Consider the following 22,642-nt stretch of genomic DNA (forward strand, 5'->3'; position numbering starts at 1 on the left):
AATGCCCAACTACACCAAAGACCAAATCACCTCGCGCAAGTTCGACGTCGTCATCATCGGCGCCGGCGGCTCCGGCATGCGCGCTTCGCTGCAACTGGCACGCGCCGGCCTGAACGTGGCCGTGCTGTCCAAAGTGTTCCCCACCCGCTCGCACACCGTGGCGGCGCAGGGCGGCGTGGGCGCCTCGCTCGGCAACATGAGCGAGGACAACTGGCACTACCACTTCTACGACACCATCAAGGGCTCCGACTGGCTGGGCGACCAGGACGCCATCGAGTTCATGTGCCGCGAAGCACCCAAGGTGGTGTATGAGCTCGAGCACTTCGGGATGCCCTTCGACCGCAACCCCGACGGCACGATCTACCAGCGCCCCTTCGGCGGCCACACCGCCAACTACGGCGAAAAGCCCGTGCAGCGCGCCTGCGCCGCGGCCGACCGCACCGGCCACGCCATGCTGCACACGCTCTACCAGAAGAACGTGGAAGCACGCACCCAGTTCTTCGTCGAGTGGATGGCCCTGGACCTGATCCGCGACGCCGAAGGCGACGTGGTGGGCGTCACCGCCCTGGAAATGGAAACCGGCGACCTGCACATCCTGCAGGCCAAGACCGTGCTGCTGGCCACCGGCGGTGCCGGCCGCATCTTCGCCGCCTCGACCAACGCCTTCATCAACACCGGCGACGGCCTGGGCATGGCCGCACGTGCGGGCATCCCGCTGCAGGACATGGAGTTCTGGCAGTTCCACCCCACCGGCGTGGCCGGCGCTGGCGTGCTGCTGACCGAAGGCTGCCGCGGCGAAGGCGCCATCCTGCTCAACAGCAACGGCGAGCGCTTCATGGAGCGCTACGCGCCCACCCTGAAGGACCTGGCACCGCGCGACTTCGTCTCGCGCTCGATGGACCAGGAAATCAAGGAAGGCCGTGGCTGCGGTCCCAACAAGGACTACGTACTGCTCAAGCTCGACCACCTGGGCGCCGAGACCATCCACAAGCGCCTGCCCTCGGTGTACGAGATCGGCATCAACTTCGCCAACGTCGACATCACCAAGGAACCGATCCCGGTGGTGCCCACCATCCACTACCAGATGGGCGGCATTCCCACCAACATCAACGGCCAGGTCGTGGTGCAGCAGGGCGAGGAGAACAGCGCCGTGGTCAACGGCCTGTACGCGGTGGGCGAATGCTCCTGCGTGAGCGTGCACGGCGCCAACCGCCTGGGCACCAACTCGCTGCTCGACCTGCTGGTGTTCGGCCGCGCGGCCGGCAACCACATCGTGCAGTTCAACGACAAGCAGAAGGAACACAAGCCGCTGCCGGCCGACGCGGCCGACCGCACGCTGGAGCGCCTGAACCGCCTGGAGAACTCCAAGGAAGGCATCTACGCGCAGGACGTGGCCAACGACATCCGCGCCACCATGCAGCAGCACGCCGCCGTGTTCCGCAAGCAGGTCACGATGGACGAGGGCGTGCAGAAGATCGCCGCCGTGCGCGAGCGCGTCAACGCCATCACCCTCAAGGACAAGTCGCGCGTGTTCAACACCGCCCGCATCGAGGCACTGGAAGTCGACAACCTGATCGAGGCAGCGCAGGCCACCATGGTGTCGGCGGCCGCCCGCAAGGAATGCCGCGGCGCGCACACGGTGGAAGACTACGAGCGTCCCGCCGACGATCCGGTCGCGCCGCTGGGCCGCGACGACGCCAACTGGATGAAGCACACCCTGTGGTACAGCGCGGACAACCGCCTGTCCTACAAGCCGGTCAAGCTGCAGCCGCTGACCGTCGAGTCCGTTCCGCCCAAGGTCCGCACCTTCTAAGCACAACAAGGTTTTCACGATGAAGCGCACATTCCAGATCTACCGCTACGACCCGGACAAGGACGCCAAGCCCTACATGCAGACCATCGAGGTCGAACTCGACGGCCACGAGCGCATGCTGCTGGACGCCCTGATGAAGCTCAAGGCGCAGGACCCCACGCTGTCGTTCCGCCGTTCGTGCCGCGAAGGCGTCTGCGGCTCCGACGCGATGAACATCAACGGCAAGAACGGTCTGGCCTGCCTGACCAACATGAACACGCTCAAGGGCACCGTGGTGCTCAAGCCGCTGCCCGGCCTGCCGGTCATCCGCGACCTGATCGTGGACATGACGCAGTTCTTCAAGCAGTACAACTCGATCAAGCCCTACCTGCAGAACGACAACGTGCCGCCCGAGAAGGAGCGCCTGCAGTCGCCCGAGGAGCGCGATGAGCTCAACGGCCTGTACGAGTGCATTCTTTGCGCCAGCTGCTCGACCAGCTGCCCCAGCTTCTGGTGGAACCCCGACAAGTTCGTGGGCCCCGCCGGCCTGCTGCAGGCCTACCGCTTCATCGCCGACAGCCGCGACGAAGCCACCGGCGAGCGCCTGGACAACCTGGAAGACCCGTACCGCCTGTTCCGCTGCCACACCATCATGAACTGCGTCGACGTCTGCCCCAAGGGCCTGAACCCGACGCAGGCGATCGGCAAGATCAAGGAATTGATGGTCCGCCGGGCCATCTGATCCTGTAGCCAGCCAAGCCGCCCATCATGCAAGCCGCCGACACAGCCCTGCACGACCAGCCGATCGACGAGCGCAGGCTCAGCCGGCTGAAGTGGCGCTGCCGCCGCGGCCTGCTCGAAAACGACCTGTTCATCGCCCGCTTCTTCGAGCGATATGAAGCCACCCTCACCCAGGGCCAGGCACAGGCACTGGAGACATTGATGGATCTGTCGGACAACGACCTGCTGGATCTTCTGCTGCGCCGAAAGGAGCCCGAGCCTGAACTGGCCGGGGCCGGCGTGGCGGAACTCCTGCAGCTGCTGCGCACCTGATCCAGTGCGATCCTGAGCGTTCTGCTGCCGCCAACTTCTTCAACCTCTCCAGCCCCTTCAGTTTCAGAAAGACCTCAGCCATGAAAGCCTCCGATACCAAGGCCACCCTGTCGTTCAGCAACGGCGGGCAAGCCGTCGACCTGCCGATCTACAAGGGCACGCTGGGCCCGGATGTCATCGACATCCGCAAGCTCTACGCGCAAACCGGCATGTTCACGTACGACCCGGGCTTCATGTCGACCGCGTCCTGCGAATCGGCCATCACCTACATCGACGGCGACAAGGGCGAGCTGCTGTATCGCGGCTACCCCATCGAGCAGCTGGCCACCAACTGCGACTTCCTGGAAACCTGCCACCTGCTGCTGTACGGAGAGCTGCCCAACAGCGACGAGAAGGCCAAGTTCACCGACCTCGTGACACACCACACGATGGTCAACGAGCAGATGCAGTTCTTCCTGCGCGGCTTCCGCCGCGATGCGCACCCGATGGCCATCATGACCGGCCTGGTGGGCGCCCTGTCGGCCTTCTATCACGACAGCACGGACATCAACAATCCGAAGCACCGCGAAATCGCCGCCGTGCGCCTGATCGCCAAGATGCCCACGCTGGTGGCCATGGCCTACAAGTACACCGTCGGCCAGCCGTACATGTACCCGAAGAACGACCTGAGCTATGCAGGCAACTTCCTGCACATGATGTTCGCCACGCCCTGCGAGGAGTACAAGGTCAGCCCGGTGCTCGAGCGCGCGCTCGACCGCATCTTCATCCTCCACGCCGACCACGAGCAGAACGCCTCCACCTCGACGGTGCGCCTGTGCGGCTCGTCGGGCACGAACCCGTTTGCGGCCATCGCGGCCGGCGTGGCCTGCCTGTGGGGCCCCGCCCACGGCGGCGCCAACGAAGCGGCGCTGAACATGCTCTACGACATCCAGAAGGCTGGCGGCGTCGAGAAGATCGGCGAGTTCATCAAGCAGGTGAAGGACAAGAACTCCAACGTCAAGCTGATGGGCTTCGGCCACCGCGTCTACAAGAACTACGACCCGCGCGCCAAGCTGATGCAGGAAACCTGCCGCGAAGTGCTGGGCGAGCTGGGCCTGGAGAACGATCCCCTCTTCAAGCTGGCCATGGCCCTGGAGAAGATCGCCCTGGAAGACGAGTACTTCGTCTCGCGCAAGCTCTACCCCAACGTGGACTTCTACTCGGGCATCGTGCAGCGCGCCATCGGCATCCCGGTGCCGCTGTTCACCGCGATCTTCGCGCTGGCCCGCACGGTGGGCTGGATCGCCCAGCTGAACGAGATGATCGGCGACCCCGACTACAAGATCGGCCGTCCGCGCCAGCTCTTCGAAGGCTCGCCCAAGCGCGACGTCAAGCCGATCGGCGCCCGCTGATCTGCTGCTCGAGCACCCGCGCGCGCTCTGCGCCCGCACCCAGGAAAGCTGCCTTCGGGCAGCTTTTTTGCGTCTTGGCTGACACGGTTGGTGCCTTCCAACGCGTAACTTTGCTGCCAGAGGGATCTGCCTCGCTTTCAAAACCGTCGAAGGAGCCAACCATGAGAAAACTCGCCGCATTCATCGCCATCGCCTTCACCCTGTCCGTGCCGCTCGCCGGCTGCAACACCATGAAGGGTGCCGGCCAGGACATCCAGAAGGGTGGCGAGAAGCTGGAAAACAGCGCCGACAAGAAGAAGTAAGCCTGGCGGCTGCCTTCGGGCCCCTCAGCATCGCTACCGGGAAGCCTGGTCATCGCCGTTCGCGATGACCAGGCTTCTTTTTCGGTAGCAAAATGGCGGAACGCATCGCGAATGGCGATGCCTCCGCCCCATGTCCTCCCTCCCTGACCGCAACTTCGTCCGTCGCGTCGACCTCACCTCGCTGCAGCTTTTCGTGGCGGTGTGCGAGCTCGGCAGCATCGGCCGTGCGGCGGAGCGCGAATTCATTGCCGCCTCGGCCATCAGCAAGCGCCTGTCGGACCTGGAAGCGGCCCTTCACACCCCCCTGCTCTACCGCCACACCCGCGGCGTCGACCTGACGCCCGCCGGCGAGAGCCTGCTGCACCATGCGCGCAGCGTGCTCTACAGCCTGGAGAAGATGCAGGGCGAACTCAGCGAGTACGCCGACGGCGTGCGCGGACACGTGCGGGTGCACGCCAACATCTCGGCCATCGTGCAGTACCTGCCGGAAGACCTGGGCGTCTTCACGCGTGAGCACGAGGCCATCAAGATCGACCTGGAAGAGCACCTGAGCAGCGAGGTGCTGCGCGCCGTGCAGGAAGGCGCCGCCGACCTGGGCATCTGCCATGCCAGCCAGGGCACGCACGAACTGCAGGCCCTGCCCTACCGGCAGGATCGCCTCGCCCTGGTCGTGCCGGCCGGCCACCCACTCACGAAGCTGGGGCCGGCCATCGACTTCATCTCCACGCTGGATTTCGACCACGTGGGCCTGCACACCAACAGCTCCATCTACGTCGCCATGCACCAGGCGGCCACCGAGGCGGGCCGGGGCATCAAGCTGCGCATCCACGTCACCGGGCTGGACGCCATGTGCCGCATGATCCAGAACGGGTTGGGCATCGGCATCATGCCGCTGCGGGCCTTCGAGCTCATGAAGGGCGGCATCGGCGCCGGCCTGGCCAGCGTCGCCCTGAAAGACGCCTGGGCCGTGCGCCAGATCCAGCTGGTGGCGCGTGACTTCTCCACCCTGCCGGTGGCCGCCCGCACCCTGGTCACGCACCTGCGCGCCGGCGCCGACGCGCCGCACGCGCTGGCGGCCTGAACACATCCAACCACAAGCATTTCCCACGAAAGACCACCATGGCACGCACGCTCTACGACAAGCTCTGGGACGAACACGTCGTCCACACCGAGGAGGACGGCACCGCCATCCTCTACATCGACCGCCACCTGGTGCATGAAGTGACCAGCCCGCAGGCCTTCGAAGGCCTGCGCGAGGCCGGCCGCAAGCTGTGGCGCATCAGCTCGGTGGTGGCCACGGCCGACCACAACACGCCCACCACAAACTGGGAGTTGGGCTACGACGGCATCGCCGACCCGGTCAGCAAGGAACAGATCACCACGCTGGATCACAACATCCAGGAATTCGGCGCCGCCGCCTTCTTCCCCTTCCTGAGCAAGCGCCAGGGCATCGTGCACGTGATCGGCCCCGAGTCGGGCGCAACGCTGCCGGGCATGACGGTGGTGTGCGGCGACTCGCACACCTCCACCCACGGCGCCTTCGGGGCGCTGGCGCACGGCATCGGCACCAGCGAGGTCGAGCACGTGATGGCCACGCAGACCCTGCTGGCCAAGAAGGCCAAGAACCTGCTGGTGAAGGTGGAAGGCAAGCTGCCCCTGGGCTGCAACGCCAAGGACATCGTGCTGGCCATCATCGGCAAGATCGGCACGGCAGGCGGCACCGGCTACACCATCGAGTTCGCCGGCTCGGCCATCCGCGACCTCAGCATGGAAGGCCGCATGACCGTGTGCAACATGGCCATCGAGGCCGGCGCGCGCGCCGGCCTGGTGGCGGTGGACGACAAGACGATCGCCTACGTGAAGGGCCGCCCGCTCGCGCCCAACGGTGTCGAATGGGACCAGGCCGTGGCCCACTGGCGCACCCTGCATTCCGACCCGGGCGCGCACTTCGACGCCGTGGTCGAACTCGACGCCACGCAGATCCTGCCGCAGGTCACCTGGGGCACCTCGCCCGAGATGGTGGTGGCCATCGACGGCCGCGTGCCGGACCCGGACCGCGAGAAGGACGCCAGCAAGCGCCACGCCATCGAGAACGCCCTGAAGTACATGGGCCTGGAGCCCAACAAGGCGATGAACGACATCTTCGTCGACAAGGTGTTCATCGGCTCGTGCACCAACAGCCGCATCGAGGACATGCGCGAGGCCGCCGCGGTGGTCAAGCGCCTGGGCCAGAAGGTGGCCAAGAACGTCAAGCTCGCGATGGTGGTGCCGGGCTCGGGCCTGGTGAAGGAACAGGCCGAGCGCGAAGGCCTGGATGCCATCTTCAAGGCTGCCGGCTTCGAGTGGCGCGAGCCCGGCTGCTCGATGTGCCTGGCGATGAACGCCGACCGGCTGGAGCCGGGCGAGCGCTGCGCCTCCACCAGCAACCGCAACTTCGAAGGCCGCCAGGGCGCCGGTGGACGCACGCACCTCGTGAGTCCGGCCATGGCCGCGGCTGCCGCAGTGCACGGCCACTTCGTCGACGTCCGCCAGTTCGCCTGATCCGCCGCTACGAGAGAGACATCACCATGCAGAAATTCACCGTTCACAAGGGCCTCGTGGCGCCCATGGACCGCGAGAACGTCGACACCGACGCGATCATTCCCAAGCAGTTCCTCAAGTCCATCAAGAAGACCGGCTTCGGCCCGAACCTCTTCGACGAGTGGCGCTACCTGGACCGTGGCGAGCCCGGGCAAGACCCGGCCAGCCGCAAGCCCAATCCCGACTTCGTGCTGAACCTGCCGCGCTACCAGGGCGCGTCGGTGCTGATCGCGCGCAAGAACTTCGGCTGCGGCTCCTCGCGCGAGCACGCGCCCTGGGCGTTGGACCAGTTCGGTTTCCGCGCCGTCATTGCGCCCAGCTTTGCTGACATCTTCTTCAACAACTGCTTCAAGAACGGCCTGCTGCCCATCGTGCTGCCCGAGGCGCAGGTGGCCCAGTTGTTCGACGAAGTGGCAGCCTTCCCCGGCTACAGTCTCACCGTCGACCTGGAGCGCCAGGTGGTCGAGAAGCCCGACGGCAGCACGCTGCCCTTCGAGGTGCAGGCCTTCCGCAAGTACTGCCTGCTCAACGGGTTGGACGACATCGGCCTGACCCTGCGCCACAAGGACAAGATCGCCGCCTTCGAGGCGCAGCGCCTGGCCGCCAAGCCCTGGCTGACGCACCAGATGATTTCCTGAACCGACTGAACCCAAGAGAAGAGAGAACACGCATATGAAGATCGCAGTCCTTCCCGGTGATGGCATCGGCACCGAGATCGTCGAGCAGGCCGTGCGCGTGCTGGGCGCGCTGGACCTGAAGTTCGAGATGGAGACCGCCGTGGTCGGCGGCGCCGCCTACGAGGCCAGCGGCCGTCCGCTGCCCGAGGCCACGCTCAAGCTGGCCAAGGAAGCCGACGCGGTGCTCTTCGGCGCCGTGGGCGACTGGAAGTACGACAAGCTGGAGCGCGCGCTGCGCCCCGAGCAGGCCATCCTGGGCCTGCGCAAGAACCTGGGCCTGTTCGCCAACTTCCGTCCCGCCATCTGCTACGAGCAGCTGACGCACGCCTCGAGCCTCAAGCCCGAGTTGGTGGCGGGCCTGGACATCCTGATCATCCGCGAGCTGACCGGCGACATCTACTTCGGCCAGCCGCGCGGCAAGCGCACCTCGCCCGACGGCAACTTCCCCGGTGCCGAGGAAGCCTTCGACACCATGCGCTACACCCGCCCGGAGATCGAGCGCATCGCCCGCGTCGCCTTCGAGGCCGCGCGCAAGCGCAGCAAGCGCGTGACCAGCGTGGACAAGGCCAACGTGCTGGAGACCTTCCAGTTCTGGAAGGACGTGGTCACCGAGGTGCACAAGGACTATCCCGACATCGAGCTGGACCACATGTACGTGGACAACGCCGCCATGCAGCTGGTGAAGGCGCCCAAGAAGTTCGACGTGGTGGTCACCGGCAACATGTTCGGCGACATCCTCTCGGACGAGGCTGCCATGCTGACCGGCTCCATCGGCATGCTGCCTTCGGCATCGCTCAACGCCAGCAAGCAGGGCCTGTACGAACCCAGCCACGGCAGCGCCCCCGACATCGCCGGCAAGGGCGTGGCCAATCCGCTGGCCACCATCCTCTCGGCCGCGATGATGCTGCGCTTCTCGCTGGAGCAGGAAGAAGCTGCCCAGCGCATCGAGAACGCGGTCAAGAAGGTGCTGTCCCAGGGCCTGCGCACGCCGGACATCTACAGCGAAGGCACGACCAGGGTCGGAACGCGCGAGATGGGCGACGCGGTGCTCAAGGCACTCGGCTGATTGCCAGCCCTCGGGGCGCGAAGACAGGGCGGCCGGGCGGCCGCCCTTTTTCATGGGGTGTTCAACCCTTGGGCCGCTCGGCATGCCGCTTCATGGCGGCCAGCCCCTGCTCGATCATGCCGGCGATGGCCGGCGCCATCTCGTGGGGCAGGAGGTCGGCGATCCAGACCACGCGGCAGTTCCCCGCGCCCTCGGGGAAGACCTGGGCGGACGCGTTGTAGTGCTTGAGCTGCCCTGCCGCCGTCCACGCCACCCGGCGATCGTCGTCGTTCACGTCGATGATCAGCTCGCGCGTCTTCACGCCGTTGGCGAAGGTGATGTCCCGGCCTTCGCCGTCCCACACGCACTCGATGACGAAGCCGGGCACCAGGCGCGTGTGCAGCGCACCGACGTCGCGCAGGGCGCTCCACAACTCCTCGGGCGGCGCATGGATCAGGGTCTCGCGTCGGATGGATGCCATCGAAGAGCTCCGCGGTGGTGTGGTAATCCTGCAAGTGTGAGCGCCTCGCGCCGCTTGACCAAGCGCGATTTCGCCACCCTCCGGTACAATCGACGGCCATGTTTGCCGCCCATCCGTTCCTGCTGAACACCCTGCCCGCCTCCGCGGTTGGCAAGGCTGCGCGCGCATCCATCGTTTCCTCCACCAAAACCACGACCAAGATTAAGGGCTGACCCAGCCTGGTTCGTCGTGCGCCTTTCCCTGGCCCCGGACGAGCCAGGCGGGCAGTCCCTTCGGCGCGGTCTCACTGTTTGACACTGAAAGGGCATCTGAAATGAGCAAGTTGGTAGGGTTGGTCGGCTGGCGCGGCATGGTCGGCTCTGTGCTGATGGACCGCATGGTCGAGGAGAAGGACTTCGATCTCATCGAACCCCTGTTCTTCTCCACCTCCAACGCCGGCGGCAAGGCACCCGGCATGGCCAGGAACGAAGGCACCCTCCAGAACGCCTTCGACATCGCCGCCCTCAAGCGCTGCGACATCATCATCACGGCCCAGGGCGGCGACTACACCACCGAGGTGTTCCCCCGCCTGCGCGCCGAAGGCTGGAAGGGCCACTGGATCGATGCGGCCTCCACCCTGCGCATGAAGGATGACGCGGTCATCGTGCTTGACCCGGTCAACCTGCCCGTGATCAAGAACGCCCTGGCCAAGGGCGGCAACAACTGGATCGGCGGCAACTGCACCGTCAGCTGCATGCTGATGGGCGTTGGCGCGCTCTACAAGGCCGGCCTGGTCGAGTGGATGACCTCGATGACCTACCAGGCAGCCTCGGGCGGCGGCGCGCAGCACATGCGCGAACTGCTGACGCAGTACGGCACGCTCAACGCCGAAGTGCGCGACCTGCTGCACGACCCGAAGTCCGCCATCCTGGAAATCGACCGCAAGGTCCTTGCAAAGCAGCAGAGCCTGTCGGCGCAGGAAACCGCCAACTTCGGCGTCCCGCTGGGCGGCTCGCTGATCCCCTGGATCGACAAGGACCTGGGCGACGGCATGAGCAAGGAAGAGTGGAAGGGCGGCGCCGAGACCAACAAGATCCTGGGCCAGGGCGCCGGCTTCGAAACGGCCGCGGTGCCGGTCGATGGCTTCTGCGTGCGCATCGGCGCCATGCGCTGCCACAGCCAGGCCCTGACCTTCAAGCTGAAGAAGGACGTGCCGCTGGCCGAGATCGAGGGCATGATCGCCGCCGACAACCAGTGGGTGAAGGTCGTTCCCAACACCCGCGAGGCTTCGATCAAGGACCTGACACCGGTCGCCGTGACCGGCACCATGGACATCCCGGTCGGCCGCCTGCGCAAGCTGGCCATGGGCCCGGAGTATTTGGGTGCGTTCACCGTCGGCGATCAGCTCCTGTGGGGTGCTGCCGAGCCGCTGCGCCGCATGCTGCGGATCCTGCTGGAGGCCTGATGAGGGCTGCGGGTGCTAGTCTCCGGCACCCGCCGTTGCTCACTTGCAACGACCAAAGTGCGACGAACGTCGTACTTGCCCGGTTAACAAGCGTTGCCGCCTTGTCATTGGCAGGGTTAAGGTGTTAACGTCCACTTACACTTTTGGGCCGGACCTGCCCCTATCAGCATGACAAGACATTCGTTGCCTGCCGCCCCCGGGGTGGCGACCCGTGCGATCTCGAAAAATCCTGGTCGTTGTCAGCTGAGTGTTCTGGGGGCTGCCGTGGCGCTCGCCCTGAGCACCCTGGCCACCGACGCGAGCGCCCTGGCCCTTGGCCGCATGAATGTCCGCTCGGCACTGGGCGAACCGCTGCGCGCCGAGATCGAGGTCACCGAGATCACCGCCGCCGAGGCCGACGGCCTGCGCATCAACATCGCCTCGCCTTCGGCCTTCAATGCCGCTGGCGTCAACTACAACCCGGCCCTGGGCGACGTGCGCGTTTCGCTGCAGCGTCGCGCGGACGGTCGCTACGTCGTCAACCTGACGGGCAACCGCTCGATGAACGACCCCTTCATCGACCTGCTGCTGGAAGCGAACTGGAGTGCCGGCCGCGTGGTGCGCGACTACACGGTCCTGCTGGACCCGCCGGCCAGCCCCAAGTCGCAGGTGGCCATTTCCCCGATTGCTCCCCAACTGGCGCCCGCCGCGCCCGGCACGCTGCCGCGCTCCAGCCGCGCCGCCCGTGCCCAGGCCGCCCCGGCGACCCCGGTGGAAGCCGCCCCGGCGGCGCCCGCCCGGCAACGTGCCGCCGCTGCGCCCGCCGCGCCGGTTTCACCGGCCGAATCGCAAGTTCGCACCGGCAGCGGCGAAGAACAGCAGGTCACCGTCAAGGCCGGTGACACCGCTGGCAAGCTCGCCGCCACCTACAAGCCGGCCGACGTCTCTCTCGACCAGATGCTGGTCGCCATGCTGCGCGCCAACCCGAACGCCTTCATCGGCGGCAACGTGAACCGCATCAAGGCCGGCTCGGTGCTCAACGTGCCCAGCGCCGCGCAGGCGGGCTCGGTCACGGGTGACGATGCCAAGCGCACCGTCACGGCCCAGAGCCAGGACTTCAACCAGTACCGCCGCCGCCTGGCCGAGAACGCCCCCGCCTCGCGCGTGGAGGGGGCTGACCGCCAGGCTGCAGGCAAGCTGCAGGCCAACGTGGAAGACCGCAATGCGGCTGCCGCTTCGCCCGACAAGCTCACCATCAGCCAAGGCAATGCCGGCGCCAAGGCGGCCGACGACAAGCTGGTCGCCAACCGCCAGTCCGCTGCCGACAGCTCGCGCGTGGCCGAACTGTCCAAGAACCTGAACGACCTGAACAAGCTGCAGGCCGCCAGCGGCGCCCCCGGTGCAGCACCCGCCGGCTCGGCAGTTGCGCCCGCCGCTGCACCTGGCGCTGCACCGCCTGCCGCGGGCGTTGCGACTCCGGCCGGCCTGAATCCCGCGGCACCCGCCGCTGCCCCCGCAGCCGCCGCACAAGGCGCCCCCGCAGCCGGCACCCCGCCTGCGCCGACGCCTGCTGCCGCCGGTGCGGGCGCCACGCCTGCCGCTACGCCGGGCACGCCCGCCCCGGCTGCCGGCGCCGACGCCGCAGCAGCACCGGGCGCCAGTCCGGCCGCCGCTGCCGACGCTTCCGCCGCCGCACCGGCACCTGCCGCACCCGCGACGCCGCCCCCGGCCGCTGTCGCCCCGCCCAAGCCGAAGGTGGCGGCACCTCCGCCGCCCCCGCCCAAGGGCTTCTTCGACGATCTGATGGACAACCCGCTGGCCCTGGGTGGTGGCGGCTTGCTCGTCGTGCTGCTGGGCTGGCTGGGCTACCGCGTGGCCAGCCGCCGCCGTGCAAATTCCAGTGAAAGCATCTTCCTGGAAAGCCGCATCCCGAAGGACTCCTTCTTCGGCAGCAGCGGCGGCGAGTCGGTGGACACCAAGAACCAGGGCCTGTCGGCCACGTCCTCGATGTCCTACTCGCCCAGCCAGCTGGATGCCGGCGACGTGGACCCGGTCGCCGAGGCCGACGTCTACCTGGCCTACGGCCGCGACCTGCAGGCCGAGGAAATCCTGCGCGAGGCGCTGCGCATCAATCCCGAGCGCAGCGCCATCCACCTCAAGCTGCTCGAGATCCATGCCAAGCGCCGTGACCTGCGCGCCTACGAGGCCCTGGCTTCGGACGTGCACAAGCTGACCGGCGGCTCCGGCACCGAGTGGGCCCGCGTGGTGGAACTGGGCCGAGACCTGGACCCGGGCAACCCGCTGTACCAACCCTCTTCCGGCGCATCTGCAGTGACGGCCGCGGCCCCGGTCGTTTCCGCGCCCGCCGCGCCGTCGATCTCCGCGCCCATTCCGCTGACGCCCGTGACGGCGCCGGCGCCGCTGGAGCCCCAGCCGGCCTTCGTGCCCTCGGTGGCCCCGCTGGACTTCGACCTGGAACTCGACAAGCCCGCCACCAAGCCCACGCCCCTGACGGCCAGCCTGCCCCCCGTGGCAGCCCCCGCCGTCGCGGCCGCGGCTGCCCGCGGTGCAATGAACGGCGCCGGCCGCCACATGGCCGACCTGGAAAACGACTTCGACACCGCCCCGGCCGCCCTGGAGCCCTCGGCACGCCCGGTCCCGCGCATTTCAGCCGACGACGAGGAACACACCCAGCCCGCCACCCTGCGTGCCGGCCTGCCGGGCGACTCGGGCTTCGTCGAGTTCGACATGAGCACCCGCGGCGGCTCGCTGGGCACCCACACCTCGCCCGCCCGCCTGGAACCCGCCTTCGAGGACAGCGGCGAGAGCCCGCACGCGATCAAGCTGACCCTGGCGCGCGAACTGCACGCCCTGGGCGATGCCGAAGGCGCCCGCTCGCTGGTCGAGGAAGTGGCCGCCGAGAGCACCGGCGACATGCGCGCCCAGGCGCAGCAGCTGCTCGGCCAGCTGCGCTGATACGGGGCTTTTGCTTGGGGGTCGACCAGTGAGGGTGGCCCTCGGCGTTCGCTACCTGGGCCGTGCCTACGAGGGCTGGCAGAGCCAGCTCTCGGGCAAGACGGTGCAGGACAAACTGGAGGCCGCGCTTGCGGCCTTCGCCGCTTCTCCTGTGTCCACGCTGTGCGCCGGCCGCACCGACTCCGGCGTGCATGGCCTGATGCAGGTGGTGCACTTCGACACCGAGGTCGAGCGCAGCACCAACTCTTGGGTGCGCGGCACCAACACCTTCCTGCCCGAGGACATCGCCGTCCAGTGGGCGCAGGTCGTGCCGCGCGAGTTCCACTGCCGGGCCAGCGCCCTCTCGCGGCGGTACCTCTACGTGCTCTCGCAGTCGCCGGTGCGGCCCAGCGTCGAATCCGGCCGGGTCGGCTGGACCATGTACCCGCTCGACGGCGAGGCGATGCGCGCCGCGGCGCAGATCCTGGTGGGCCGGCACGATTTCAGCTCCTTCCGCGCCTCGGCCTGCCAGGCGCTGTCGCCGGTGAAGGAGGTGCGGCGCATCGAGATCCGCCGCGACACCGAGAACGAGCGCTGCCGCTGGTATTTCGAATTCGAGGCCGATGCCTTCCTGCACCACATGATCCGCAACATCATGGGCTGCCTGGTGCGCGTGGGCCAGGGCCAGGCCCGGCCCGAATGGGTGCAGGAGGTACTGGACGCGAGGAGCCGCCTGATCGCCGCCCCCACCTTCTCGCCTGCGGGCCTGTACTTCCTCGGCCCGCAATACGGCCCCGAGTGGGGTCTCCCGCCGGAGGTGACGCTGGGCTCCGGGGCGCCTGCGTATCATGGCCTGCCATGAGCCAGCCCGCCGCCCGCACCCGGATCAAGATCTGCGGCCTGACCCGCGAAGAGGATGTGGATGCGGTCGTGGACGCCGGCGCGGACGCCATCGGCTTCGTGCTCTATCCCCAGAGCCCGCGCTTCGTGCCCATCGGGCGGGCAGCCGAGCTGGCCTCGCGCCTGCCGCCCTTCGTGACGCCGGTGCTGCTGTTCGTGAACGAGGACCCGGCCGCCTCGAGCCGAGCGCTGGCATCCATCCCCGGGGCCATGGCCCAGTTCCACGGCGATGAAACCCCCGCCCAATGCCATGCCGGCAGCGCCGCGGGCGCCCACCGTTACATGCGTGCCGCCCGCATTCCCATGGGTGCGGCCGGGATCGACTTCGACCTCGTAAAATACGCCCAGGAATTCTCAAACGCCCAGGCCATCCTGCTCGACGCCCATGTCGAGGGATATGGCGGAGGCGGCAAGGCATTCGATTGGTCACTCCTTCCACACGTCGCAAACGCTCACCTCGTCTTGTCTGGTGGGTTGACGCCTGCCAACGTCGGCGATGGCATTCGCGTGCTCCGGCCGCGTTGCAGGACGCTGGCCGTTGACGTGAGTTCCGGCGTGGAAGCCCGCAAGGGCATCAAAGACGCCGGCAAGATCCGCGAATTCGTGGCGGCCGTGCGGGCCGCCGACGCCTTCGCCTCCCCCCAGTAAGCGCTGGCAGCCGCCTCCCATCTTTCGAAGAAGAAGCATGGGTCGGCCGCGCCGGCACCCATCGAGGCTTTGCATCCATGTTCGAATACCAGCAACCCGACGCCAGCGGCCATTTCGGCATCTATGGCGGCACCTTCGCCAGCGAGACGCTGACCCACGCCATCAACCAGCTGCGTGAGGCCTACGATCGCTACAAGAACGACCCCGACTTCCTGGCCGAATTCCGCTACGAGCTGGCGCACTTCGTCGGCCGGCCCTCGCCCATCTACCACGCCGCCCGCAGCAGCCGCGAGATGGGCGGCGCGCAGATCTACCTCAAGCGCGAGGACCTGAACCACACCGGCGCCCACAAGGTGAACAACACCATCGGCCAGGCCATGCTGGCGCGCCGCATGGGCAAGCCGCGTGTGATCGCCGAGACCGGCGCCGGCCAGCACGGCGTGGCCACCGCCACCATCTGCGCCCGCTACGGGCTGGAATGCGTGGTCTACATGGGGGCGGAAGACGTGCGGCGCCAGAGCCCCAACGTCTACCGCATGAACCTGCTGGGCGCCACGGTGGTGCCGGTCGAATCGGGCAGCCGCACCCTGAAGGACGCGCTGAACGAAGCCATGCGCGACTGGGTCACCAACGTGGAAGACACCTTCTACATCATCGGCACCGTCGCCGGCCCGCACCCCTACCCGACCATGGTGCGCGACTTCCAGAGCGTGATCGGCAACGAGTGCATCGAGCAGATGCCGGCCATGCTGTCGCAGCAAGGCATCGCGGGCGAGATGCAAGGCAAGCAGCCCGACGTGGTGGTCGCCTGCGTGGGCGGCGGCAGCAACGCCATGGGCATCTTCTACCCCTACATCCCCTTCGAGAACACGCGCCTTATCGGCGTGGAAGCGGCGGGCGAAGGCCTGGACAGCGGCAAGCACTCGGCCTCCATCCTGCGCGGCAGTCCGGGCGTGCTGCACGGCAACCGCACCTACCTGCTGCAGGACGACAACGGCCAGATCACCGAGACGCACAGCATCAGCGCCGGCCTGGACTATCCCGGCGTGGGCCCCGAGCACTCCTTCCTGGCCGACATCGGCCGGGCGGAATACGTGGGCATCACCGACAAGGAGGCGCTGGACGCCTTCCACTACCTGTGCCGCACCGAGGGCATCATCCCGGCGCTGGAATCGAGCCACGCGGTGGCCTACGCGCTCAAGCTGGCCAGGACCATGCGGCCGGACCAGTCGATCCTGGTCAACCTCTCGGGCCGGGGCGACAAGGACATCGGCACGGTGGCCGACCTGTCGGGCGTCGATTTCTACGACCGACCGTCGATGCGCGGCCTGTCGGTGAAGGGAGGCAAGTGATGAGCCGCATTGCCGCCACCTTCGACAAGCTGAAATCCGGGGGCCGCCGAGCCCTCATCCCCTACGTGACGGCCGGCTTTCCCTACGCCGACGTCACGCCCGAGCTGATGCACGGCATGGTCGCCGCCGGCGCCGACGTGATCGAGCTGGGCGTGCCCTTCTCCGACCCCATGGCCGACGGCCCGGTGATCCAGAAGGCCGGCGAAGCCGCGCTGGCATTGGGCGTGGGCATGAAGCAGGTGCTGGACATGGTCGCCGCCTTCCGCAAGAAGGACGCGGTCACGCCGGTGGTGCTCATGGGCTACGCCAACCCGGTGGAGCGCTATGACCAAAGGCACGGCAAGGGCGCCTTCGTGCGCGACGCGGCCAAGTCCGGCGTCGACGGCCTGCTGATCGTCGACTACCCGCCCGAGGAGTGCGAGGCCTTTGCCGAAGAGTTGCGCGCCCAGGGCATCGACCTGATCTTCCTGCTGGCGCCCACCAGCACGCCCGAGCGCATGGCCCAGGTGGCGCGCATCGCCTCGGGCTACGTCTACTACGTCTCGCTCAAGGGCGTGACCGGCGCCGGCCACCTCGACACCGAGGCGGTGGGCCAGATGCTGCCGCGCATCCGCGAGCACGTGAAGATCCCCGTCGGCGTGGGCTTCGGCATCCGCGACGCGCGCACCGCGCAGGCCGTGGGCAGCGCCGCCGACGCCGTGGTGATCGGCAGCAAGATCATCCAGCTCATCGAGGAGGCCCCGCGCGATCGCGTGGTGCCGCTGGTGGGCGAGTTCCTGTCGGGCATCCGCGAGGCGCTCGACGCCCTGCCCGCCAACACCCCCAAGAACGCCTCGGGCCGCTAGAAATTGGCCTGTATTGGCATTTGGCAAAATACAGCACGCACCCATTTGGAGTGACCGCATGAGCTGGCTAGAAAAACTTCTCCCCCCCAAGATCACCCCGTCCGACCCGAGCGAACGCCGCCAGATGCCCGAAGGCCTCTGGATCAAGTGCCCGAGCTGCGAGACGGTGCTCTACAAGACCGACCTGGAACACAACCAGAACGTCTGCCCGAGCTGCGCGCACCACCACCGCATCGGCGCCCGCGCCCGCCTCGACGCCTTCCTCGACCCCGAGGGCCGCTACGAGATCGGCCAGGAAGTCCTGCCGGTGGACGCGCTCAAGTTCAAGGACAGCCGGAAGTACCCCGAGCGCCTGAAGGAAGCCCTGGAGAACACCGGCGAGACCGATGCGCTGGTGGTCATGGGCGGCGCCATCCACAGCATCAACGCGGTGGTGGCCTGCTTCGAGTTCGAGTTCATGGGCGGCAGCATGGGCAGCGTGGTGGGCGAGCGCTTCGTGCGCGGCGTCGAGACCGCCATCGAGCAGAAGGTACCCTTCATCTGCTTCACCGCCACCGGCGGCGCCCGCATGCAGGAGGGCCTGCTCTCGCTCATGCAGATGGCCAAGACCAACGCCTCGCTCACCCGCCTGGCGAAGAAGGGCCTGCCCTACATCAGCGTGCTGACCGACCCGACCATGGGCGGCGTGAGCGCCGGCTTTGCCTTCATGGGCGACGTCGTCATCGCCGAGCCCAAGGCACTCATCGGCTTTGCCGGCCCGCGCGTGATCGAAAGCACCGTGCGCGTGACCCTGCCCGAGGGCTTCCAGCGCGCCGAGTTCCTGCAGACCAAGGGCGCGATCGACTTCATCTGCGACCGCCGCGAACTGCGCAAGACCATCGCCAGCACGCTGGCCATGCTGCTGCGCCAGCCCGCCGACGCGGTGCTCTGATCTTCTTGTCTTGCCGCTGATTCATCCGGGCCTTCGTGGCCCGGATCTCATTTCAGCGGCGCCCCAGCGCGTAGGCCCAGGCCAGTGCGTCGCCCAGCACGATGGCCACGATCTGCAGCAGCACGATCACCACCAGCGGCGACAGGTCCACCCCACCCACCAGCGGAATGAGCTTGCGCACCGGCCGCACCAGCGGCTCGGCCAGGCGTGCCACCAGGTCCTGCAGCATCGAGGAGGCGGTGGGAATCCACGACAGGATGGCGTAGACGATCAGCAAGGCCGTCAAACCCGAGATCGCCAGCTGCAGCAGCCCCAGGAACGAGAGCAGTGGCAGGATTGCATAGCCGCCTCCCGCGCCGACCAGAAGGAAGAGCAGCAGGAATTTCACCATCACCAGCAGCCAGGCGGCAATGAGGCTGGCCAGGTCCCAGCGGCGGAAAGCCGGCACGATGCGCCGAAGCGGCAGCACGATCCAGTCGGTGATGGCAAAGATGAAGCGGCCCAGCGGATTGCCGAAAGGCACCCGGTGGTATTGCATGTAAAGCCGCAGCAGGCAGGCGCCACCGAACAAGCCAGTGATCACATCGAGGAGAAACGAGGGAATCTGGTAGAGCATGGCAAGCCGCTTGGGAAGGGAGTGCGATGATAGCCAGCCCTGGAACGCATTCAATGACCTCTTCTCCCCTCGTCACCCTTCCGCTGTTTCCACTGGGCAGCGTTCTCTACCCCGGCGGCCTGCTGCCGCTGCGCGTGTTCGAGGTGCGCTACCTGCACATGGTCGGCGAGGCGCACAAGGCCGGCTCGCCCTTCGGCGTGGTGGCGCTCACCCAGGGCTCGGAGGTGCGGGTGGCAGGCGCCGAGGCCGAGCGCTTCGCCTCGGTGGGCACGCTGGCCGAAATCCGCCGCTTCGATGCGCAGCAACCGGCGCTGCTGCAGATCGAATGCCTGGGCACCCGACGTTTCCGGGTGCACGGCAGCACGCAGCACAAGAATGGCCTGTGGACCGCCGATGTCGAATGGCTGGCCGATGACCTGGCCATGCCGGTGCCGGAGGACCTGGCGCAAGTGCCGGAGGCCCTCAAGCGCCTGATCGACACGCTGGAAGCCCGCAAGGCGGCGGAAGACCGCGAGGATGTTCGTCTGCCCGTCGCTGCGCCCTATCGCTTCGACGACTGCGGCTGGGTGGCCAACCGCTGGTGCGAGCTTCTGCCCCTGCAGACGGAACTCAAGCAGCGGCTCATGGAGCTGGAAAGCCCCCTGATGCGCCTCGAACTCGTAGCCGACCTGCTCTCTCGCCACGGCATAGCCTGACAGAGCGCGTCTGCCCAGGGCGGCGGATTAAAATAGTGGGTTTCGCGCCGCCCGACGGGCACTTCGAATCATTCGCGCGATTCCCCATTCCGCCCCTTCCATGACCCAGCCTACGCCCAACACTGCCGCCGCACCCGCGCCCGACGACAACCAACTGATTGCCGAGCGCCGCGAGAAACTGAAGGCGCTGCGCAGCGCGCAGGCCGAAGGCAAGGGCGTCGCCTTCCCCAACGACTTCAAGCCGGCCGACCGTGCAGCCCAGCTGCAGTCCGCTCATGGCGAGACCGCGACCGAAACGCTCGATGCCCAGCCGGTGGCGGCCAGCGTGGCCGGCCGCATGATGCTCAAGCGCGTGATGGGCAAGGCCAGCTTCGCCACGCTGCAGGACGCCACCAGCCGCATCCAGCTCTACGTGACCCGGGACGCCATCGGGGAAGAGGCTTATGCCGAGTTCAAGCGCTGGGACCTGGGCGACATCGTGGCGGCCGAAGGCACGCTGATGAAGACCAAGACCGGCGAGCTGTCGATCAAGGTCGATCGCCTGCGCCTGCTCACCAAGAGCCTGCGCCCGCTGCCCGACAAGTTCCACGGCATGGCCGACCAGGAGCAGAAGTACCGCCAGCGCTATGTCGACCTGATCACCGACGAGTCGGCCCGCGCACGCTTCACGGCACGCAGCCGCGCCGTGTCGGCACTGCGCGAATTCATGGTGGCGAACGACTTCCTGGAAGTCGAGACGCCCATGCTGCACCCGATCCCGGGCGGCGCCAACGCCAAGCCTTTCAAGACGCACCACAACGCGCTGGACCAGGAGATGTTCCTGCGTATCGCGCCCGAGCTGTACCTCAAGCGCCTGATCGTGGGCGGCTTCGAGCGCGTGTTCGAGATCAACCGGAGCTACCGCAACGAGGGCATCTCGGTGCGGCACAACCCCGAGTTCACGATGATGGAGTTCTACGCGGCCTACTGGAACTACCGCGACCTGATGGACTTCACCGAGACGCTGATCCGCACCATTGCGCAAAAGGCCGCGGGCGGCCTGCAGCTCGAATACCAGGGCAAGCCGGTGGACCTGGCGCAGCCTTTTGCGCGCCTGACGATTCGCGAAGCCATCCTCAAGTACACCGAGGCCGGCGACCACGTGGACGACGCCCAGTGGCTGGTCAACGCGCTGCGCAAGCTCGGCATGACCGAGGAGAAGGACCGCCTGTCCGGCCGCAGCCTGGCCAGCCTGCAGGTGCTGTACTTCGAGGAGACGGTGGAAGAGAAGCTCTGGCAGCCCACCTTCATCATGGAGCACCCCACCGAGATCTCGCCGCTGGCACGCGCCAACGACGAGCGCCCCGAGGTCACCGAGCGCTTCGAGCTCTACATCACCGGCCGCGAGTTCGGCAACGGCTTCAGCGAACTGAACGACGCCGAGGACCAGGCCGCGCGCTTCAACGCGCAGGTGGCTGCCAAGGACAGCGGCGACGACGAAGCCATGTTCTACGACCACGACTTCGTGCGCGCGCTGGAATACGGCATGCCGCCCACCGGCGGCTGCGGCATCGGCATCGACCGCCTGATGATGCTGCTGACCGATTCGCCGAGCATCCGCGACGTGATCCTCTTCCCCGCCCTGCGCAGGGAATCATGAGAGCCGGCGCTGCGCCGGCAGTCATGAGCCAGGGCGCCGCGCACAAGACGATGGGCGCCGCGGTCGGCATCGACTTCGGCACCTCCAACTCCGCCGTCGCCTTCGCCGGGCCGAGCGGGCCGGTGCGCGCCCTGCCGCTGGAAGGCGACGCCACCACCCTGCCCACGGCCGTCTTTTTCAATTCCGAGGATCGCAGCACGCATTTCGGCCGCGACGCCGTGAGCCTTTACCTGGCCGGCGTCGAAGGGCGGCTGATGCGCTCGCTCAAGAGCCTGCTGGGCAGCTCGCTCATGAACGAGACCACGGCCGTGTACGACGGCTTGGTCAGCTTCCAGGACATCGTCACCCGCTTCCTGGCCGAACTGGCATCGCGCGCCGAGGGCCACCTGGGCCAGCGGCCCGCGAGCGTGGTGCTGGGCCGGCCGGTGCATTTCGTCGACGACGACCCCAAGCGCGACCGCCAGGCGGAAGACGCGCTGCGCCAGGCGGCCCGCGCCGCGGGCTTCAGGCACATCGAGTTCCAGCTGGAGCCCATCGCAGCCGCCTTCGACCACGAGCAGCGCGTGACCCGCGAGTCGCTGGTGCTGGTGACCGACATCGGGGGCGGTACGTCGGACTTCACCGTGGTGCGCCTGGGTCCCGAGCGCGTGGCCCTGGCCGACCGGGCGCAGGACATCCTGGCCACCAGCGGCGTGCACATCGGCGGCACCGACTTCGACCAGCGCCTGAACCTCGAATGCGTGATGCCCCTGCTGGGCCTGCGCCACCAGGGTCCGCAGGGCCGCGAGGTGCCCAGCAAGGTGTTCTTCGACCTCTCGACCTGGCACCTGATCCACTGGGCGCAGACGCCCAAGGCGGTGCGCGAGGCCAACGAACTGCGCAGCAACTACACCGACCTGCGCTTGCACGATCGCCTGATGCGCGTGCTGCGCGAGGCGCAGGGGCACCGCATCGCCAGCGAGGTGGAGCAGGCCAAGATCCTGGGCTCGAACCAGGATGCGCCGGCTGCCATCGACCTGGACTTCGCCGAAAAGGGCCTGTCGGCGACGCTGCGGCCGGAGGACCTGTCCACCCACCTGGACGAGGCCCTGTCCCGCGTGGTGGCCTGCGCGCACGAGTGCGTACGCCGCGCGGGACTGCACACGCGCCAGCTCGACGGCATCTACCTCACCGGCGGCTCCTCGGCGCTGCGGCCCTTCCGGCATGCGCTCGCGCACAGCTTCGCGGGCGTGCCGATGATCGAGGGCGACCTCTTCGGTGGCGTGGCCGCCGGGCTGGCGTGCACGGCACAGCGCCGCGGCCTGGCTTGAACGGCAT

21 protein-coding genes are annotated in these 22,642 nt (G+C 67.6%); 19 read left to right on the forward strand and 2 right to left on the reverse strand.

Annotated features, from left to right (window positions below; genetic code table 11):
- The first annotated feature begins 1 nt into the window (after window position 1).
- The 9 genes from sdhA (at window position 2) to leuB (ending at window position 8,861) form a co-directional block, all read left to right on the forward strand.
- Window positions 2–1,813 (forward strand): succinate dehydrogenase flavoprotein subunit, encoded by a 1,812-nt coding sequence (sdhA, locus tag BM345_RS04550; RefSeq protein WP_093375982.1) that lies wholly within the window; start codon window positions 2–4, stop codon window positions 1,811–1,813.
- 19 nt (window positions 1,814–1,832) lie between these two features.
- Complete coding sequence (locus BM345_RS04555) at window positions 1,833–2,534, forward strand: succinate dehydrogenase iron-sulfur subunit (protein ID WP_093375984.1); 702 nt, start codon at window positions 1,833–1,835, stop codon at window positions 2,532–2,534.
- Between the two features lie 26 nt (window positions 2,535–2,560).
- Window positions 2,561–2,845, forward strand: a complete 285-nt coding sequence (locus tag BM345_RS04560) for an FAD assembly factor SdhE (RefSeq protein ID WP_093375986.1) — start codon at window positions 2,561–2,563, stop codon at window positions 2,843–2,845.
- 80 nt (window positions 2,846–2,925) lie between these two features.
- The gene (gene gltA, locus BM345_RS04565) at window positions 2,926–4,236 is read left to right on the forward strand and encodes a citrate synthase (protein ID WP_093375988.1); all 1,311 of its coding nucleotides are present in this window, start codon (window positions 2,926–2,928) and stop codon (window positions 4,234–4,236) included.
- Between the two features lie 161 nt (window positions 4,237–4,397).
- Window positions 4,398–4,538 (forward strand): entericidin A/B family lipoprotein, encoded by a 141-nt coding sequence (locus BM345_RS04570; protein WP_093375989.1) that lies wholly within the window; start codon window positions 4,398–4,400, stop codon window positions 4,536–4,538.
- 130 nt (window positions 4,539–4,668) lie between these two features.
- Window positions 4,669–5,619, forward strand: coding sequence for a LysR family transcriptional regulator (locus BM345_RS04575; protein ID WP_093375990.1), 951 nt, complete (start codon window positions 4,669–4,671; stop codon window positions 5,617–5,619).
- 38 nt (window positions 5,620–5,657) lie between these two features.
- On the forward strand, window positions 5,658–7,079 hold the full coding sequence (leuC, locus tag BM345_RS04580; protein WP_093375992.1) for a 3-isopropylmalate dehydratase large subunit: 1,422 nt from the start codon (window positions 5,658–5,660) through the stop codon (window positions 7,077–7,079).
- A 26-nt stretch (window positions 7,080–7,105) separates the two neighbouring features.
- Window positions 7,106–7,756 carry a 3-isopropylmalate dehydratase small subunit gene (gene leuD / locus BM345_RS04585; RefSeq protein WP_093375994.1) on the forward strand — a complete coding sequence of 217 codons (651 nt, stop codon included), beginning with the start codon at window positions 7,106–7,108 and terminating at the stop codon, window positions 7,754–7,756.
- Window positions 7,757–7,790: 34 nt separating this feature from the next.
- Window positions 7,791–8,861 carry a 3-isopropylmalate dehydrogenase gene (gene leuB, locus BM345_RS04590; RefSeq protein WP_093375996.1) on the forward strand — a complete coding sequence of 357 codons (1,071 nt, stop codon included), beginning with the start codon at window positions 7,791–7,793 and terminating at the stop codon, window positions 8,859–8,861.
- 61 nt (window positions 8,862–8,922) lie between these two features.
- Here the strand turns inward: leuB and BM345_RS04595 are convergent, their stop codons facing one another.
- Entirely contained in the window at window positions 8,923–9,321 is a 399-nt protein-coding gene (locus BM345_RS04595) for an SRPBCC family protein (RefSeq protein ID WP_093375998.1), read from the reverse strand.
- A 313-nt stretch (window positions 9,322–9,634) separates the two neighbouring features.
- Between BM345_RS04595 and asd the strand changes: the two genes are divergently transcribed.
- From asd to accD, 7 genes are all read left to right on the forward strand, one after another.
- Window positions 9,635–10,765 carry an aspartate-semialdehyde dehydrogenase gene (gene asd, locus BM345_RS04600; RefSeq protein WP_093376000.1) on the forward strand — a complete coding sequence of 377 codons (1,131 nt, stop codon included), beginning with the start codon at window positions 9,635–9,637 and terminating at the stop codon, window positions 10,763–10,765.
- A gap of 264 nt (window positions 10,766–11,029) precedes the next feature.
- Window positions 11,030–13,720, forward strand: a complete 2,691-nt coding sequence (locus tag BM345_RS04605; protein WP_368086472.1) for a motility hub landmark protein FimV — start codon at window positions 11,030–11,032, stop codon at window positions 13,718–13,720.
- A gap of 28 nt (window positions 13,721–13,748) precedes the next feature.
- On the forward strand, window positions 13,749–14,561 hold the full coding sequence (gene truA, locus BM345_RS04610; protein ID WP_093376004.1) for a tRNA pseudouridine(38-40) synthase TruA: 813 nt from the start codon (window positions 13,749–13,751) through the stop codon (window positions 14,559–14,561).
- Window positions 14,558–15,247: a phosphoribosylanthranilate isomerase gene (locus BM345_RS04615; RefSeq protein ID WP_093376005.1), complete on the forward strand. Its 690-nt coding sequence runs from the start codon at window positions 14,558–14,560 to the stop codon at window positions 15,245–15,247. Before truA ends, BM345_RS04615 begins: the two co-directional genes overlap by 4 nt.
- Before the next feature lie 77 nt (window positions 15,248–15,324).
- Entirely contained in the window at window positions 15,325–16,599 is a 1,275-nt protein-coding gene (gene trpB / locus BM345_RS04620) for a tryptophan synthase subunit beta (RefSeq protein ID WP_093376007.1), read from the forward strand.
- Window positions 16,599–17,444, forward strand: a complete 846-nt coding sequence (gene trpA, locus BM345_RS04625; RefSeq protein WP_093376009.1) for a tryptophan synthase subunit alpha — start codon at window positions 16,599–16,601, stop codon at window positions 17,442–17,444. The genes trpB and trpA overlap by 1 nt, the downstream gene beginning before the upstream one ends.
- Window positions 17,445–17,502: 58 nt before the next feature.
- Window positions 17,503–18,375, forward strand: coding sequence for an acetyl-CoA carboxylase, carboxyltransferase subunit beta (gene accD, locus BM345_RS04630; protein ID WP_093376011.1), 873 nt, complete (start codon window positions 17,503–17,505; stop codon window positions 18,373–18,375).
- 52 nt (window positions 18,376–18,427) lie between these two features.
- Here accD and BM345_RS04635 read toward each other — a convergent pair whose 3' ends face one another.
- A complete protein-coding gene (locus tag BM345_RS04635; protein ID WP_093376013.1) occupies window positions 18,428–18,991 on the reverse strand; it encodes a YggT family protein in 564 nt (187 codons plus the stop codon).
- Between the two features lie 53 nt (window positions 18,992–19,044).
- Between BM345_RS04635 and BM345_RS04640 the strand changes: the two genes are divergently transcribed.
- The 3 genes from BM345_RS04640 to BM345_RS04650 all read left to right on the forward strand — a co-directional run bounded on the left by BM345_RS04640 (window position 19,045) and on the right by BM345_RS04650 (window position 22,635).
- A complete protein-coding gene (locus BM345_RS04640) occupies window positions 19,045–19,686 on the forward strand; it encodes an LON peptidase substrate-binding domain-containing protein (protein WP_254789526.1) in 642 nt (213 codons plus the stop codon).
- Window positions 19,687–19,786: 100 nt separating this feature from the next.
- Complete coding sequence (gene lysS / locus BM345_RS04645; protein ID WP_093376017.1) at window positions 19,787–21,325, forward strand: lysine--tRNA ligase; 1,539 nt, start codon at window positions 19,787–19,789, stop codon at window positions 21,323–21,325.
- A gap of 23 nt (window positions 21,326–21,348) precedes the next feature.
- Window positions 21,349–22,635: an Hsp70 family protein gene (locus tag BM345_RS04650; RefSeq protein ID WP_254789557.1), complete on the forward strand. Its 1,287-nt coding sequence runs from the start codon at window positions 21,349–21,351 to the stop codon at window positions 22,633–22,635.
- Window positions 22,636–22,642 lie beyond the last annotated feature (7 nt).

The sequence above is a fragment of the Variovorax sp. OV329 genome (assembly GCF_900114785.1).
GTDB lineage: Bacteria > Pseudomonadota > Gammaproteobacteria > Burkholderiales > Burkholderiaceae_C > Variovorax.